The 16394-nt window shown below is 66.9% G+C and carries 12 protein-coding genes; 8 read left to right on the forward strand and 4 right to left on the reverse strand.

Going from position 1 to position 16394, the window contains the following annotated elements:
• Positions 1-150: 150 nt before the first annotated feature.
• The 4 genes from RIB52_RS09770 to RIB52_RS09785 all read left to right on the forward strand — a co-directional run bounded on the left by RIB52_RS09770 (position 151) and on the right by RIB52_RS09785 (position 4625).
• Positions 151-1710: a sensor histidine kinase gene (locus RIB52_RS09770; RefSeq protein WP_350175234.1), complete on the forward strand. Its 1560-nt coding sequence runs from the start codon at positions 151-153 to the stop codon at positions 1708-1710.
• Positions 1711-1775: 65 nt separating this feature from the next.
• Positions 1776-2285 (forward strand): hypothetical protein, encoded by a 510-nt coding sequence (locus tag RIB52_RS09775; protein ID WP_350175235.1) that lies wholly within the window; start codon positions 1776-1778, stop codon positions 2283-2285.
• 10 nt (positions 2286-2295) lie between these two features.
• Positions 2296-3087: an ATP-binding cassette domain-containing protein gene (locus tag RIB52_RS09780; RefSeq protein WP_350175236.1), complete on the forward strand. Its 792-nt coding sequence runs from the start codon at positions 2296-2298 to the stop codon at positions 3085-3087.
• Positions 3087-4625, forward strand: a complete 1539-nt coding sequence (locus RIB52_RS09785; protein ID WP_350175237.1) for an ABC transporter permease/substrate-binding protein — start codon at positions 3087-3089, stop codon at positions 4623-4625. The genes RIB52_RS09780 and RIB52_RS09785 overlap by 1 nt, the downstream gene beginning before the upstream one ends.
• Here RIB52_RS09785 and RIB52_RS09790 read toward each other — a convergent pair.
• From RIB52_RS09790 to lgt, 3 genes are read right to left on the reverse strand one after another with little or no spacing between them, the layout of a single operon-like run.
• The gene (locus tag RIB52_RS09790) at positions 4622-5053 is read right to left on the reverse strand and encodes a DUF2147 domain-containing protein (RefSeq protein WP_350175238.1); all 432 of its coding nucleotides are present in this window, start codon (positions 5051-5053) and stop codon (positions 4622-4624) included. The two genes, RIB52_RS09785 and RIB52_RS09790, sit on opposite strands and share 4 nt — an antisense overlap.
• A gap of 17 nt (positions 5054-5070) precedes the next feature.
• On the reverse strand, positions 5071-6750 hold the full coding sequence (locus RIB52_RS09795; protein WP_350175239.1) for a class I SAM-dependent methyltransferase: 1680 nt from the start codon (positions 6748-6750) through the stop codon (positions 5071-5073).
• 32 nt (positions 6751-6782) lie between these two features.
• Complete coding sequence (lgt, locus tag RIB52_RS09800; protein ID WP_350175240.1) at positions 6783-7697, reverse strand: prolipoprotein diacylglyceryl transferase; 915 nt, start codon at positions 7695-7697, stop codon at positions 6783-6785.
• Between the two features lie 196 nt (positions 7698-7893).
• On the opposite strand from lgt, the gene RIB52_RS09805 reads away from it, so the two are divergent.
• From RIB52_RS09805 to RIB52_RS09815, 3 genes are all read left to right on the forward strand, one after another.
• Positions 7894-9615 (forward strand): class I adenylate-forming enzyme family protein, encoded by a 1722-nt coding sequence (locus RIB52_RS09805; protein ID WP_350175241.1) that lies wholly within the window; start codon positions 7894-7896, stop codon positions 9613-9615.
• Between the two features lie 51 nt (positions 9616-9666).
• Entirely contained in the window at positions 9667-12426 is a 2760-nt protein-coding gene (locus RIB52_RS09810; protein ID WP_350175242.1) for a [protein-PII] uridylyltransferase, read from the forward strand.
• Between the two features lie 114 nt (positions 12427-12540).
• Positions 12541-14895 (forward strand): TonB-dependent receptor, encoded by a 2355-nt coding sequence (locus tag RIB52_RS09815; protein ID WP_350175243.1) that lies wholly within the window; start codon positions 12541-12543, stop codon positions 14893-14895.
• Between the two features lie 253 nt (positions 14896-15148).
• On the opposite strand, the gene RIB52_RS09820 is transcribed toward RIB52_RS09815, so the two are convergent.
• Entirely contained in the window at positions 15149-15817 is a 669-nt protein-coding gene (locus tag RIB52_RS09820) for a YggS family pyridoxal phosphate-dependent enzyme (RefSeq protein ID WP_350175244.1), read from the reverse strand.
• Here RIB52_RS09820 and RIB52_RS09825 point away from each other — a divergent pair.
• Positions 15816-16376, forward strand: a complete 561-nt coding sequence (locus tag RIB52_RS09825; protein WP_350175245.1) for a thiamine phosphate synthase — start codon at positions 15816-15818, stop codon at positions 16374-16376. The two genes, RIB52_RS09820 and RIB52_RS09825, sit on opposite strands and share 2 nt — an antisense overlap.
• Positions 16377-16394: the final 18 nt, after the last annotated feature.

Consider the following 16394-nt stretch of genomic DNA (forward strand, 5'->3'; position numbering starts at 1 on the left):
GGGCGCGCCGTTCCGGTCGGATTGCGCGGCACCTTTCTCTACCGGGAAGGCGCATAGCAACGCGCACCCCAAAGGCAAATGGCCGTCCGGGCCAAGCGACACTGACAGGGGCCCATGGGCGCATAAGGCGTGTTTTGACGCGGCGCGGCGTTGTTGTATGGCAAAGGCTCGAGGCGACCTGCCGCGAAGGATACGCAGCTGACCCATCCCGAGCCTTCCCCCTGGCCGAACGGCACCCCGCCCACGCGCGATAATTGCCGCGAGGAGAACCGTCTCGTCGTCCTCGCGAGTTTCGAGATGGACTGGCTGGACGGCGATCCCGAACTCGCCCGGCTCGCCCGCTTCGCCGCGCATCTGTGCGAAACGCCGCAGGCGGCGGTCAGCATCGTCGAGGCGGAGCGGCAGTATTTCATCGCCCGCACCGGCTGGGACACCGACCATACGGCACGTTCGACGAGCATCTGCGCACACACGATGCTCGGCGCCGACATCCTCGAAGTTCCCGATGCAAGCGGCGACGAACGCTTCGCCGGGTTCGAGGCGGTGGCGGGCGAGCGGCACCTGCGCTTCTATGCCGGCGTGCCGCTGGTCTCGGCCGAGGGTGCCCCACTCGGCGCGCTGTGCGTCACCGACAGCGAGCCACGCCCCGGCGGGCTTACCGACATGCAGCGCGAGGGGCTTTACGTGCTGGCCGAAGCGGTCAAGCGGCGGGTCGAGACCCACCGCCAGGCGCGCCGCAACGTGGCCGAGATCCAGGCCAGCGCCGACCGGCTGCAATTCATGCTCGATTCGGTGCCCGACATCGCCTGGTCGGCCTCGCCCGGAATGCAGTTCGACTATTTCAACGCGCGCTTCAGCGGGGTTACCGGACGCGAGCCTCCGCGCACTGTCGAAGACTGGCGTGCGGTCATCCATCCCGAGGATTTCGAGGCCAGCCTCTCCAAGCTGCGCGAGGCGATGGAAAGCGCTGCGCTGTTCGAGGACGAATGGCGCCTACGCGTCGCCGACGGAAGCTACCGCTGGGTGCTCAGCCGCGCGGTTCCCTCTTCGCGCGACCCGGCGACCGCGCGCTGGTTCGGGACGATCACCGATATCGACGACACGCACCGCATTTCCGAAGAGCGCGAGCTGCTCGCAGGAGAGCTCGCCCACCGGATCAAGAACATCTTCTCGGTCATCATCGGCCTGATCTCGCTCCATGCCCGCGGCGCTGCGGCGCATAGCGAATTTGCCAAGGTGCTGACCGACCATGTCCGCGCGCTTTCCCGCGCGCACGATTATGCGCTGCAACTGGGCGAGAACCGCGCGAGCGACCTGGCGGAATTGCTGCGTGTGCTGATGGCGCCCTATGGGGTGCCGGGGTCCGAAGCGGTGGTCATCACCGGCGAGACGATCGAGCCCGGCCGCCGGGCGGCGACCCCGCTCGCGCTGGCCTTTCACGAGCTGGCGACCAATTCGGCGAAATACGGCGCGCTCGGCAGCGAAGTGGGGCGCGTTACGATCCACATTGCGCGCGACGGCGAGACGGTGGTCATCGAATGGACCGAAAGCGGCGGCCCGGAAACCCGCCCGCCAGCGGACGAAGGGTTCGGCTCCCGCCTCATGAAGATGGCGATCGAGCGCCAGCTCGGCGGGACGATCGCCCAGGAATGGCGGCCCGACGGGCTGCGCGTACGGATCGCGGTCTCGCAGGCTCAGATCGCGGGCTAGGTCCCGCCGCGCGCCGCACGCGCCGCTCTTGGCGCGGGCGCGGTTCGGCTCTAGGCTCGCGCACCGTGACCCGCTTGTTCTATCCTTTTTGTCTCGCCCCGCTCCTTCTCGCCGGCTGCGGGGACGCCGAGGTTCTCTCCCCCGCCGCCACGGCGACCGGCGGCGGCGATGCGGAAACCGCTCAGGACGACGGCGGCGCAAGCGAAGCCGAAGCCGAAGCCGAGCGCACCGCGATGGCCGGAACCGGCTGGCTCGCAATCGGCGAAGACGGCTCGGTCTATACCACCTATTTCGATGCCGACGGCACGTATCGCGACTTTGCCAATGGCGCGTTCCTGCAGCAGGGCGCATGGCGGAGACGCGAGGACGGGCAGCTGTGCTTCATGCCCGAGGCCGCAGACCGGCTCGGCGCGTGCTGGGACACACAGGGAATGGAGGACGACGGGACAATGCGCGCGCTCGATGCGGACGGGCGGGCGATCGAACTGCGCCGCGTGAACTATCTCCCCCCCGAAACGGGCGACGCGGACGGCTCCGCCATCACGGACGACGCCGACGAAGCGGACGAAAGCTAGGCATCAGGCAATGGCAGGGAACGGGACCGGGCGCAGCGGCGCGCTGCTGGCCTTCGAGCGGGTCGAGCGCCGCTATGGCGAAGCCGGCGAGATCGTGGCGGTCGGCGGGGTCAGCCTGGAGATCGCGGCGGGCAGTTTCGTCGCGCTGGTCGGGGCGTCGGGGTCGGGCAAGTCGACCCTGCTCAAGACGGTCAATACGCTGGTCGCGCCGAGTGCGGGCCGCATCCTGTTCGCAGGGCAGGACGTGGCGCAGGCCAACCCGGCGACCCTGCGCCGACGGATCGGCTATGTCTTCCAGGGCATCGGCCTGTTCCCGCACATGCGCGTGGGCGAAAATATCGCGATCGGCCCGCGCCTTGCCGGGGAGACCCTTTCACAAGAGCGGATCGCCGAACTGCTCGGCCTCGTCGAACTCGACGCGGACATGGCCGCGCGCATGCCGGACGAGCTTTCGGGCGGCCAGCGCCAGCGCGTCGGCGTGGCGCGCGCCCTGGCGGGCGATCCCGAATTGCTGCTGATGGACGAACCGTTCGGCGCACTGGATCCGATCACCCGCGATGCGCTGGGCGAAACGGTGCGCGCCCTGCACGGTCGGCTGGGCCTCACCACGGTCATGGTCACGCACGACATGGCCGAGGCTCTGCTGCTGTCCGATCGCGTGCTGGTGATGGACGAAGGCCATATCGTCGCCGACGAGACACCGCAGGCGCTGCTGGCCGGAGAGGGCGGAGAGATCGCGCAGGGCCTTGTCGCTGTCCCGCGCGATCAGGCGGAAAAGCTCGCCCGGATGGAGCGCGGATAGTGGAGGGATTCGGGCACATCCTGCTGGGGTTGGGCGACAAGCTCGCCGCGCATGTCGTGCTCGCCGCCTCGGCGATCGGGCTGGGCATAGCGGTCGCCCTGCCGCTGGCCGTGTGGGCGAGCCGTTCGCGGCCCGTCGCGCGCCTTGCGCTCGGTTTCGCAAGCCTCGTTCAGACCATTCCCGCGCTCGCCCTGCTGGCGCTGTTCTTCCCGATCCTGCTTTCCCTGCGCGCCGTGTTCGGGGAGGACCTGCCGACGCTCGGATTCCTTCCCGCCCTGCTGGCGCTCGCGCTCTACGCCCTGCTGCCGATCCTGCGTAATGCCGTCACCGCACAGGCCAATCTCGATCCCGGCGTGCTCGAAGCGGCCGACGGCGTCGGCATGACGCCGTGGCAGAAACTGGCGCTTGTCGAAGCCCCGCTGTCGGCGCCTTTCATCATGGCGGGCATCCGCACGGCAAGCGTGTGGACGATCGGCGCGGCTACGCTTTCGACGACGATCGGCCAGCCGAGCCTCGGCGACCCGATCTTCGCCGGCCTCCAGACCCAGAACTGGGCGCTGGTGCTTGCCGGATGCGTTGCGAGCGCGGGGCTGGCGCTGGTGGCGGACAGCCTGCTCGGCCTGATCGAGACGGGCCTTGCAACCCGACGGCGCTGGATGTGGGCGACGGGCGTCGTGGCCGTGGCGGCCGGCGTTGCGGGCGCGCTCGCCTACCAGAACGCGGGCGACGACGATGACACGGTGGTGATCGCGGCCAAGCAGTTTTCCGAGCAATATATCCTCTCCAAGCTCGTCGGGATGCAGCTCGAGGAGGCCGGGTACAGCGTCGAATACCGCGACGGCCTCGGCTCGGCCGTGGTCCACAGCGCGGTAGCGAGTTCGGACGTCGACATCTCGATCGACTATACCGGCACCATCTGGACCAATGAAATGAAGCGCGAGGACAGCGCGCCGCGCGAGGAAATGTATCGCCGGATCAAGGCGTGGGACATGGAAACGAACGGCGTGCTGGTGCTGGGAAGGCTAGGTTTCGAGAACGCCTATGCCTTCGCCATGCGCCGCGACCGGGCCGGAGAACTCGGCATCGAAACCCTGACCGATCTCGCCCCCGTCGCCCCGCGCCTGACCGTGGGCGGCGATCCCGAATTCTTCGAGCGCCCGGAATGGATTTCGGTGCGCGACGCGTATGGAATGCGCTTTGCCGAGACGCGCAATTTCTCGCCCACATTCATGTACAACGCGCTGGTCTCGGGCGAGGCAGACGCGATAAGCGCCTATACCTCGGATGGGCGGATCGCGGCCTATGACCTCGTCGTGCTCGACGACCCGAAGGAGGCGCTGCCCTCCTACGACGCGATGCTGATGCTGTCCCCGCGCGTGGCGGGCGATGAAAGGCTTAAAGCCGTGCTCGACCCGCTGATCGAAGCGATCGATGTCGAGGCGATGCGGCAGGCGAACTACATGGTCGACCGCAAGGACGAAGAGAAGGCGAGCCCAGCCGAGGCCGCGCGCTGGCTGGCGGAGGAAATCGGGCTCTAGCGCGCGCGCGTCCAGACCTGCGTCTGGCATAAGAAGGCGATGCAGCCCTTCACCTCGAGCCGGCCCGGCCCCTTTCGCCGGACCACCGAACGATAGCTCTTGCCGCTCTTGGGATCGTAGATCCGCCCGCGCCATAGATCGTCCTCTTCCGCGAAACCGAAGAGCACCGGAAGGCCCAGCAGCTTGCGTCGGCGCAGCGCGGGGTCGGGATTGTTGATGTCGCGCTGGTCCGCGCCGTCGGGCGGCGGCACGAGGAAGCGCGCGATCCGCCCACAGACCGACTTGCCGCACGCGCCCACCTTGATGACCGCATCGCCTTCCTCGGTTATCCACCGCCCGGCGATCGGATCCGCGGCGCTCGCCGGGGCAGCGGCGAAGATGAGGGCGAGGGCGAGAAAGGCCGGGCGCGGATCCATGCCAGTGGCCATAGCACGAAGCGCACGCCCTAGTCGAAGCCCGCCCCGATGGGCCAGCGCCGCCCGCACACGCCCAACACCTTGAACAAAAGCCCCATCTGGTCGTCGGCGGTCAGCCGGGCATGCTGCCGCGCGAGCACCTCGGTATCGGCCGGGTTCTTGCGCTGCAACGCCTCCAGCCGCGTGTCGATGCCGAGCTGGCGGAGCCATTCGCCCTGCGTCTGGAGGCCCATGACCTCCGCCCCGTGCTTCGCCGCGACCAGCTGCAGCAGTTCGAAATCGACATGGGCGGTAAGGTCCGCCTCGCCCGGCGCGCTGAGCACGTCGACCTTCTCGTGCGCGCGAATCGCCTGCAGGGTCGAACCTGCGCGCAGTTCCTCCGCACCGTAATCGACGATCAACGCCGCGCCGCCCTGTTCCTTCAGCCGGGTCGCGATCTCGCCCATGACGGTCACGGCGGCGGGGCTGGTCTCGATCATCGTCCCCTGCGCGGCGGTCTTCCAGCTCGGCGGGACGACGGCATCCATCGGCTTGTCCCCGGCGACGAAAACCAGATCGTCCCCGTCGAGCCCGACCATGCGTTCGTGCCAGCCCTGCGCCGAGCGGACGAGCTGGTGGATCGGCAGCGCGTCGAAGAATTCATTGGCAACGATGAGCAGCGGGCAGTCCTCGGGCAGGGTCGAAAGATCGTCGTGATGGATGCAACCCGGGAAGGCCTCGCGCTGGACCTTGCGCAGCGCATGGCTGCCTTCGACGAAATGGACCTCCGGGTCGAAGCCGTAGCGCCCGGCGGCGCGCAGCGCATCGCTCGCCAGGGTGCCCCTGCCGGGGCCGAGTTCGACGTAATGGATACGCTTTCGAGAACCCATCCTGACCCACAGGTCGGCGAGCCACAGGCCGATGAGTTCGCCGAACATCTGGCTGATTTCGGGCGCGGTGATGAAGTCGGCATCCTCGCCGAGCGGATCGCGGGAGGCGTAATAGCGCGCGTTGCTCTCGCCCATGTACTGCGTGAGGCTGATCGGTCCGGATTCGCGGATCAGGCGGCGGAAGGTCTTGCCGAGGGTCTTCGCCGCCTTGCGATCGGCTTCGATGCGCGCCCTTTCTTCGGCTTCGGCCTTCGCCTTGGCTTCAGCCTCCTCGCGGGCGCGCTTTTCGGCTTCTTTGCGCGCCTTCTCCTCGGCTTCGCGCCGAGCCTTCTTCTCGGCCTCGCGGCGCGCCTTTTCCTCGGCTTCCCTGCGCGCCTTCTCCTCGGCTTCGCGCCGAGCCTTCTCCTCGGCTTCCCTGCGCGCCTTCTCCTCGGCTTCGCGCCGCGCCTTCTCCTCGGCCTCGCGGCGCGCCTTCTCCTCGGCTTCCCGCAGCGCCTTCTCCTCGGCCTCGCGGCGCGCCTTCTCCTCGGCCTCCTTGCGCAAGCGCTCCTCGGCTTCCGCTTTCGCCTTCGCCGCCGCTGCGGCCCTTGCCTTCTCTTCGGCCTCGCGGCGAGCCTTCGCTTCGGCTTCCTTGCGAGCGCGGGCCTCGGCCTCGGCTTTCGCCTGCGCTTCCTCGCGCGCCCTGCGTCTGGCTTGTCGTTCGGCCTCGGCCTTCTCGCGTGCCTCGGCCTCCCGGCGCGCTTTTTCTGCGGCTGCGGCTGCGGCCTTCGCCTTCGCTTCCGCTTCGCGCACGCCCGGGTTCTCGCCCGCGAACGTTTCGCTCCCGTCGGGGTCGATCAAGCGCAGGCCGCGCGGGCGCCATTCATGCTCGTTCAGGCGGCCTGGGGATCCTTGGCCCGCCCGGCTGCCACCGGCTTCCTCGTCACGGCGTAAAGCGTGACAATCAATCCAATCACGATCAGCGGTATGGTCAGCCATTGCCCCATCGAAAGTCCGGTTCGAGCCGCGAATTCAGCCAGTTGTGGGTCCGGTTCGCGGAAAAATTCGTTAACGAAGCGGGCAATTCCGATGCCCAGCGTGAAAATGCCCACCAAGAGCCCCCGGCGATAGCGCGCGCGGGTCTTCCAGAACAGCGCCAGCAGCACGACCAGCAGCACAAGCCCTTCGAGCCCGGCCTGGTAAAGCTGGCTGGGATGGCGCGGAACCTCGCCCGCGCCGGGGAAGATCATCGCCCAGGCGACATCGGTCTGCCGCCCCCACAGCTCGCCATTGACGAAATTCGCGAGCCTTCCCAGCATCATGCCCATCGGCACATTGACCGCGATATAATCGCACACCCGCAGGAAATCGAGCTTGCCGCGCCACGACACGAACGCGATCGCGGCGAGCACGCCGATCAGGCCGCCGTGAAAGCTCATTCCCCCGTCCCACAGCCGCAGCAGCTTCCAGCTGACGAAGCCGTCGCCGGAAAAATCGGTGAAGGCGCTGGGAATGCCGGTGTCGCCGCCGGTATAGAACGCCGCATAGCCGAGCCTGCCGCCGATGATGACGCCCAGCGTGCAGTAGAAGAACAGGTCGTCGGCGTGGCGCTGCGCCATCGGCGCGCCGGGCGCCTTGATCATCTTCGACAGGTGCCAGTAGGCGAAGATCACGCCGATCAGGTAGGCGAGCGAATAGAAGCGCAGCGTGAAAGGGCCGATCGGGATGCCCGGCACGAGGCCGAGATCGGACCAGTAGATCGGATCGGCTGCTCCAGCCGCGCCGCTTGCAGCAAGTATCGACAGCACCAATGGAACCTCTTAATAGCGATGATATGCCGTATCGGCGCCTGGCGCCCGCCGCGGCTTTTGGCACAGCGCACCCTCCCATGGAAGGGCCCGGCCGGGCCGCGCGGGTCGGATGCGCCGATGCCCATGGGATCAGCCGCTTGCCGCCCCCGAGGCGAAGTGGCTAAAACGGGATCGAGAGGAGAGGTTTTCGCACATGCCCACACAGCTGGACAATGCGCTCGAGGCAATCATCACCGAGCTGACGAAGGAGGGACAGCCCTTCGCCACCGTGCCGTTCGAACGCGACGGGGTCACCATGCCCGCTTTCGCCGGCGCGCCGCCGAGCCTGGCGCATTATTTCGCCCATTTCTGCAACGAACACAAGGACGTGCCCTTCCTCGTCGATGGTGATGTGCGGATGACTTTCGGCGAGAGCTGGGCCGCGGCGACCTGCGTCGCGGAGAGCCTCGTGCGCGATCACGGCATCGCGAAGGGCGATCGGGTCGGGATCGCCGCGCGCAATTCGGCCAACTGGATCATCGCCTATATGGGCACGATCATGGCGGGCGGCTGCGCGACTCTCCTGAACGGCTTCTGGTCGGGCGAGGAACTCGCCTACGGTGTGCGCCTCGCCGAATGTTCGCTGGTCCTCGCCGACGAAGGCCGCGCGAAGCGGCTCGAGGGCACCGACCACCCGGCGAAAACCGTCCTGTTCGACCACGGCAACGCGCCGTCCGAGGGCCTCGCCAATGTCTGGAAAGCGCCCGCCGAGGGCGAGACCCCGGTCGCCATGGCGATGCTCGGCCAGCTCGGCCCGGACGACCTTGCGACCATCCTGTACACATCCGGTTCAACCGGGCAGTCCAAGGGCGCATGGTCCGACCATCGCGGCGTCGTCCACGGCACGATGAGCTATGTCAGCCAGTCGGCCATGGCCAAGCTGCTGCTCGAAAGCCGCGGCGAGGACGTGAGCGATCAGCCCTGCGCGCTCGTCGCAGTGCCACTGTTCCACGTCACCGGCGAGGTTCCCCTCTTCCTCCAGTCCTATGCCATCGCGCGCAAGCTTGTGCTGATGCCGAAATGGGACGCGGGAGAGGCGCTGCGCCTCATGGCCGATGAAAAGGTGACCTATTTCGTCGGCGTGCCGCTGATGAGCTACGAGATCGCCAACCACCCCGACCGCGCGCAATACGACCTGTCGGCCTGCAAGAGCTTCGCCGCAGGCGGCGCGCCGCGTCCGGTCGAACACGTTACCCGGATCAAGGAGGCCTTCCCCGAAGGCTTCCCGCTGCTCGGCTATGGCCTGACCGAAACGAACGGCGTCGGATGCGGCAATTTCAACGAGAACTACCTCGCCAAGCCCGGCTCCACGGGCAAGGCGAGCGTTCCCATGGTGGACCTGCGCATCCTCGACGATGCGGGCAAGGAATTGCCGCAGGGCGAGATCGGTGAGATCTGCATCCGTTCGACGGCCAATTTCCGCGGCTACTGGAAGAACGAGGAAGCGACGAAGGCCGCCTTCACCGACGACCTGTTCTTCCGCACCGGCGATCTCGGCTATCTCGACGAGGACGGCTATGTCTTCATCGTCGACCGCAAGAAGGACATCATCATCCGCGGCGGCGAGAACATCGCCTGCATCGAGGTCGAGGACGCGATCTACGCGCATGACGCCATCGCCGAATGCTCGGTCTTCGGGATCCCCGACGACCGCTTCGGCGAGGTCCCGGCGGCGGTGTTCAATGTCAAGGAGGGCCGCGAATCTCTAAGCCCGGCGCAGCTGCGCGAATTCCTGCTCGACCGGATCGCGCCGTTCAAGGTCCCGCTCGAAGAGCACATCTGGGTAACCGGCGAGAGCCTGCCGCGGCTCGGCACGCAGAAGATCGACAAGCGCACCGTGCGCCAGATGTTTGCAGCCGAACGGGTCGCTGCCTAAATCGAGGGTCATGCCCCGCGACAATCGCCAGCCCGGCCGACCGGGGACACCGTGACCGCACCACGCGTCCCCGGCCAGCGCGCCATCATCGACCGCCGCGCCCTTGCCGAGCGGATCGCCGCGCTCGCTGAAGGGCCGGGCGATGCTGCGCGTGCGGACATCATCGAGACCCTGCGAGGGGCGCTGGACAAGGGACGCGCCGAACTCGCGCGGCGGCTGGCCGAAAAGCCCTCTGCCGGGCACGAAATCACGGCAGGCCACGCCTTCCTGACCGACCAGCTGCTGCGCGTGATCCACGATCATGTCACCGCCCATGTCTATCCGGCGGCCAATCGCACTTCCGGGGAACGGCTCGCCATCCTCGCCGTGGGGGGATACGGGCGCGCCGAGATGGCGCCGCACTCCGACGTCGATATCGCTTTCATCACGCCCATGCGCCGTGCGCCATGGTGCGAGCAGGTGATCGAGGCGATCCTCTATATCCTTTGGGATCTCGGACTCAAGGTCGGTCATTCGAGTCGCACCGTCGCCGACACGATGCGCCATGCGCGAGAGGACCTCACCATCCGCACAGCCCTGCTCGAAGGGCGGTTGGTCTGGGGGGATCAGGGGCTTTACGAGGAATTGCGCCAGCGTTTCTGGCGCGATGTCGTCAAGGGGAGCGAGCGCGACTTCCTCACCCGCAAGCTCGCCGAGCGCAGCGCGCGGCACAAGCGCATGGGCGATTCGCGCTATGTCGTCGAACCCAACGTCAAGGACGGCAAGGGCGGCCTGCGCGACCTGCAGACGCTGTACTGGATCGGCAAGTACACACACCGCGTCGAAACCGCCTCGCAACTGGTCGATGTCGGGCTGTTCACGAAGAGCGAATATCGCAGCTTTCGCCGCGCGGAAGCCTTCCTGCTGGCGGTGCGCTGCCACATGCATGTCATCACCGGTCGGGCCGAAGACCGGCTGACATTCGATCTCCAGCGCGAGATTGCCGAGGCGATGAATTTCGCCGAACGTCCGGGCAAGAGCGCGGTCGAGCGGTTCATGCAATACTATTTCATGCAGGCGAAGAGGGTCGGCACGCTGACCGGCATCTTCCTCGCCCATATCGACGACGAATCGGCGCGCAAGACCACCCGCAGCGGATTTTTCGCCGGTTGGACCCAGCGCCCGCGCAAGCTGAAAGGCTACGTGGTCGAAGGCGGACGCATCCGTGCGCCGGGCGACGACTGGTTCGCCGATGACCCGGTGCGCCTGATCGAGATTTTCCAGCTCGCCGAGGCCGAGGGGCTGGAGATCCATCCCCGGACCCTGCGCCAGATCGACCGCGACGCGAAGCATATCGATGCGGGCGTGCGCGCGGACAGGCGGGCCAATGCGCTGTTCCTCGACCTGCTGGCGGGGCGGAGCGATCCCGAAACCGCGCTGCGCTGGATGAACGAGGCGGGCGTATTCGGCCGCTTTGTGCCCGATTTCGGGCGGGTCAACGCGCAGATGCAGTTCGACATGTACCACCACTACACCGTCGACGAACACACGATCCGCGCGATCGGCCTGCTGTCGCAGATCGAGCGCGGCCTGCTCGAAAACGACCATCCGCGCGCCACGCGCGAGATCCACAAGGTGAAATCGCGCCGGGCGCTTTATGTCGCGGTGCTGCTGCACGACATCGCCAAGGGGCGCGGCGGGGATCATTCGGTGCTCGGCGCCGACATCGCGCACAAGCTCGGCCCGCGCTTCGGGCTGGACGAACGCGAGACCGAACTCGTCGCCTGGCTTGTCCTCCATCACCTGTTGATGAGTTCGACCGCCCAGAAGCGCGATCTCACCGATCCCAAGACGATCGAGGATTTCGTCGGCGAGGTGAAGACGCTCGATCGGCTGCGCAATCTCGCGATCCTCACCGCGGTCGATATCCGCGCGGTGGGCCCGGGCGTATGGAACAGCTGGAAGGGCCAGTTGCTCGGCACGCTTTACGACGCGGCGGCCGAGCGCCTGCGTCTTGGACACAAGGAAAAGGGGCGCAAGCAGCAGGTCGCGGCCAAGAAGGAAAGCGTGCGTGCGCTGCTCGGCGAAAGGTCCGATTTGGTGGACGAGGTGGGCGCGAAGCTCGGCGATGCCTACTGGGTCGCCGAGCCCGAGGACATCATCGCGCGCAATCTCGTCCAATATGCCGAGGCGCGCCGGATCGAGGAGGGGTTGTCGATCCATTGCGAGGTCGACGAGGAGCGCGGCGCGACCCTCGTCAGCGTGATCGCGCCCGATCATCCCGGCCTGTTCTACCGCATGGCGGGCGGCATCCACCTTGCCGGCGCGAACATCATCGATGCGCGCATCCATACCACGGCAAGCGGCTATGCAATCGACAATTTCCTGGTGCAGGACCGGCATGGCGGCCCGCTGGGCGAGGACATGCAGATCGAGCGCCTTAAAAAGGGCATCCGGGATGCGCTCGCCGGAACGGGCCGACTGGTGCCGAAACTCGCCGCGCGCCCGCTGTCCCATTCGCGCGCGAAAGCGTTCCATGTCGCCCCGCGGGTCGATTTCGACAATTCGGCGAGCAACCGCTTCACCGTCATCGAAGTCACCGCGCGCGACCGCCCGGCCCTGCTCAACCGGCTCGCCCATGCGCTCTACGAAGCGAACCTGATCGTGCAATCGGCGCATATCACCGCCTATGGCGAAAGCGCGGCGGACACCTTCTACGTGACCGATCTCACCGGCGGGAAAGTGACCGCCCCCGAACGCCTCGCCGAGATCGAGGCGCGCCTGCTCGAAGCGGCGAGCGACCGGCGGCAGGAGGAACTCGAGAAGTCCTGAGCCGCGGTCGCAGTCGCGGCATCACGCGGTGCAAAAATTGCATGTTGCGGTTTGGTTGCAATTTGCAAATCCACCGTTAGAGGCGAGCGACCGATCAAAGGGAGAGCTTGTTTCATGACGTATCGAACCGTTTCGCGGCGCGGCCTCGCGCTGCTGCTGTCTTCCTGCGCACTGATGCCTTTCGCCGCGCAGGCCCAGGATACCGACGCCGACACCGACGATCAGGCCACCGGGCAGGAGGAACAGGCGGGCGAACGCCGCCAGGGCACGCTCGAAGGGCTGAACGCGATCGTTGTTACCGCGACCAAGACGCAGAACGCCGAAGATGTGCAGGACGTGCCGCTCGCCGTCACCGCATTCGGCGAAGCGACGCTGGAGGCCTACAAGATCCGCGACATCCAAGGCCTGCAATTCCAGTCGCCCAATGTCAGCCTCGACCAGATCGGGACCAGCCGCGGCACGGCCAACTTCTCGATCCGCGGTCTCGGCATCAATTCCTCGATTCCCTCGATCGACCCAACCGTCGGCGTGTTCGTCGACGGGGTCTATCTCGGCATCAATGGCGGGGTCGTGTTCGACCTGTTCGACCTCGACAGCGTGGAAATCCTGCGCGGGCCGCAGGGCGTGCTGTTCGGCCGCAACGTGACCGGCGGCGCGGTCGTCATCAACACCGGCAACCCGACCGAGGAGTTCCAAGGCAAGTTCCGCGCGGCGGTCGACGGCCCGGCGCTCGATGGCGGTCGCGGCGGTGCGAACTACACCGCGAGCGGCGTCATCTCCGGCCCGATCATCGAGGACAAGCTGCTGTTCAAGGTCGGCGCCTATTACAACGAGGACGAAGGCTATTTCACCAACCTGTTCGACGGATCGAATCACGGCGCGGCGCAGACCTATATCCTGCGCGGTGCGCTCGAGGCGCGGCTCGGCGACCTGACGATCCGGGCCAAGGGCGACTATTTCGATTCCGAGGGCGATGGCCCCTCGGGCCAGAACCGCGGCTTCTTCGAGCGCGACACATTCGATTTCGCGATCGACGAGCCGGGCTTCTACGACACCGAGATCTGGACCGGCTCGCTTACGGTCGACTGGGATATCGGCCCGGGCACGCTGACCAACATCTTCGGCTACCGCGACTACACCGCGCGCACCCGCGGCGACATCGACTCCACGCCGGTGTTCCTGTTCCACTCCAACACCTTGACCGAACAGGAACAGTATTCGAACGAGCTGCGCTATGCGGTCTCGACCGACCGGGTCGACCTGACGGTGGGCGGGTTCTGGTTCGACCAGACGCTCGCCTATGACGAAGGCCGCGAATTGCGCCGCGACCTTCCCCCCGCCGCCCAGCCGCCGGAATTCTTCGGCGGCGGCCGGCAAGATCACGAAGTGATCGGGGTGTTTGCGAACGCGAACTGGGAATTCGTCGACAACGTCTCGCTGCTCGCGGGTATCCGCTGGAACCAGGAAACCAAGGATGCGGCGGTCACCTACATTCTGCCGCGCACGCCCTGCTCGGTCGTCGGCGGGACCTGCCCGACCGGCACCCAGCCGTTCGATCCGGCGACCGAAACCGATGGCTTTACCGATCGCGTGCGGTTCCGCAACCTGTCGCCCCGCCTCGGCCTGCAATACGAATTCGCGAACAGCCAGGTCTACGCGTCCTGGAGCCGCGGCTTTCGTTCGGGCGGCTACAATTTCCGGATCACGGACATCGGTGGTTTCAACAATGCCTTCGCGCTTACGAACAGCCTGAACTTCGACGAGGAACAGGTCGACACCTTCGAGATCGGCGGCAAGTTCCAGACCTATGACGGGGTCTTCACCCTTAACGTCGCGGGTTACGTGACCAAGGTGAAGGACATGCAGCGCGAAGTGAACGTCGCCGATCCGGGCGCGGGCGTGGTGCAGAACATCCTCAACACCGCCGATGCGACCATCAGCGGTTTCGAGGCGGAAAGCACGATCCGGCTGACCGACACGCTCGTCTTCAACGCCAATGTCGGCATCATCGACGACGACTATGACGAGCTTCTGTTCGACATTTCGGGCGACGGGGTGATCGACGATGCCGATTTCGACCTGCGCATCCCGCGCATCCCCTCGGTGACCTGGGGCGTCGGGTTCATCCACGAGCTCTATCTCGGCGACACCAGCGAGATCGTGACGCGCGTGAATTACCAGTATCGCGACGAATTCGCTTTCACCGACGACAATCTCGGCTGGATCCAGGACATCTCGAATCTCGAGGCGAACATCACCTGGGTGACCCCGATCGACGGCTTCTCGCTCTCGGTCTATGGGCGCAACCTGTTCGACCAGGTGCAGGCCGGCGGCGACACGCAGCTGCCCTTCGGCGGGCCGCGCAGCACCGGCGTTCGCCAGCCTTTCGCCAACAACCCGACGGGCGGCACGCTTTCGCCGCTGCAGCGCGGGCGGAATATCGGCATCGAGGCGATGTTCGAATTTTGATTGTCGCACCCGCATCCGCGGGTGCGATCCTTGCTGGACGCGCAGCATAGCTGCGCCCGCTGCGGGGCGGCCGCTTGGCCTTGCGTTCGCTGCGTTTCTGGGGTGATCGCGCATGCGCGCGATCGTCCTCGCTAGACGCGCAGCATAGCTGCGCCCGCTGCGGGGCGGCCGCTTGGCCTTGCGGTCGCTCCGCGACCGGGGATTTCAAGAAGAGGGGCGCTTCCGCGAGGGAGCGTCCCTTTTTCGTTGGATGTCAGGGCTTTTGGCGGGCGCCGAACAGGGCGGTCCCCACCCGCACATGGGTGGCGCCCAGTTGCACTGCGGTCTCGTAATCGCCGCTCATGCCCATGCTCAGGCCGTCCAGGCCGTTTTCGCGAGCAAGCTTTGCCAGCAGCGCGAAGAACGGCGCGGGCTCGGTATCGGCGGGGGGAATGCACATCAGGCCGGCGAGCGGGATATCGGCGGCGCGCACCTTTTCGAGAAAGGCCTGCACCTCGCCGATCGGACAGCCGCCCTTCTGGTCCTCGTCGCCGATATTGACCTGGACGAAGCACGGCACGCGCCTGCCCGCCTTGTCCATCGCCTTGGCGAGCGCCTTGAGGAGGCTCGGCCGGTCGAGCGAATGGATGCAGTCGAACAGCGCGACCGCATCCTCGGCCTTGTTCGATTGCAATTGCCCGATCAGGTGGAGCTCCACATCCGGCCATTCTTCGCGCAGCTGCGGCCACTTGCCCTGCGCTTCCTGCACGCGGTTTTCGCCGAAGACGCGCTGCCCGGCTTCGAGCAGGGGCACGATCCGCTCGGCGGGATGCGTCTTCGAGACCGCGATCAGGGTGACGTCCTCGGGCTCGCGCCGGGCGGGCTTGCAGATGCGCGCGATATTGCCTTCGACTTGCGCGAGGCGGGAGGCTGCGTTTTCCATGCGGCGGAGCTATAGCGAGGGCGTGCGCGATGCAACGACCCTTCCGGCGATCTGGCTGCTCTCCGATGCCCGGAACGATGCAGTCCTGGAGGAGGCGCTCGCGCGGCTGCCGCGCGGCAGCGGGTTCATTTATCGCCACTACCACCTCGACGGACCGGAACGGCTCGCCCGGTTTCTCGCGCTGCGCCGGACTGCCCGCGCGCGCGGGCATCTCGTCATGCTTGCGGACAGCGCCCTCACGGCGCGCGAATGGGGCGCGGACGGGATGTACGGGAGCCCTCGCGCACTCTGGCCTAGACGCGCCGGCCTGCTCTATCTCGCCACCGCCCATGATCTTGCCGAAATCGGCGTTGCGAACCGGCTCGGCGCGGACGCGGTGCTGATTTCGCCGGTCTTCGCCACGCGCTCGCATCCCGGCGCGCCGAGCCTCGGCCCGGCGCGCTTCCGCCTGCTGGCGGCGCGCGCGCAGGTTCCCGTCATCGCGCTTGGGGGGATGGACGGGGAGGGCGCGCGGCGGCTCGGATGGCGGCGCTGGGCGGCGATCGACGGGCTCAGTTGAAACGCGCGTCCCGTCGCA

The organism is Erythrobacter sp., from assembly GCF_040217515.1.
Lineage (GTDB): Bacteria > Pseudomonadota > Alphaproteobacteria > Sphingomonadales > Sphingomonadaceae > Erythrobacter.

Coding starts and splice junctions, on each gene's coding strand:
- RIB52_RS09780 (WP_350175236.1), top strand. CDS start 2,296: ATGGCAGGGAACGGGACCGGGCGCAGCGGCGCGCTGCTGGCCTTCGAG.
- RIB52_RS09790 (WP_350175238.1), bottom strand. CDS start 5,053: ATGGCCACTGGCATGGATCCGCGCCCGGCCTTTCTCGCCCTCGCCCTC.
- RIB52_RS09805 (WP_350175241.1), top strand. CDS start 7,894: ATGCCCACACAGCTGGACAATGCGCTCGAGGCAATCATCACCGAGCTG.
- RIB52_RS09815 (WP_350175243.1), top strand. CDS start 12,541: ATGACGTATCGAACCGTTTCGCGGCGCGGCCTCGCGCTGCTGCTGTCT.
- RIB52_RS09825 (WP_350175245.1), top strand. CDS start 15,816: ATGCGGCGGAGCTATAGCGAGGGCGTGCGCGATGCAACGACCCTTCCG.
- RIB52_RS09820 (WP_350175244.1), bottom strand. CDS start 15,817: ATGGAAAACGCAGCCTCCCGCCTCGCGCAAGTCGAAGGCAATATCGCG.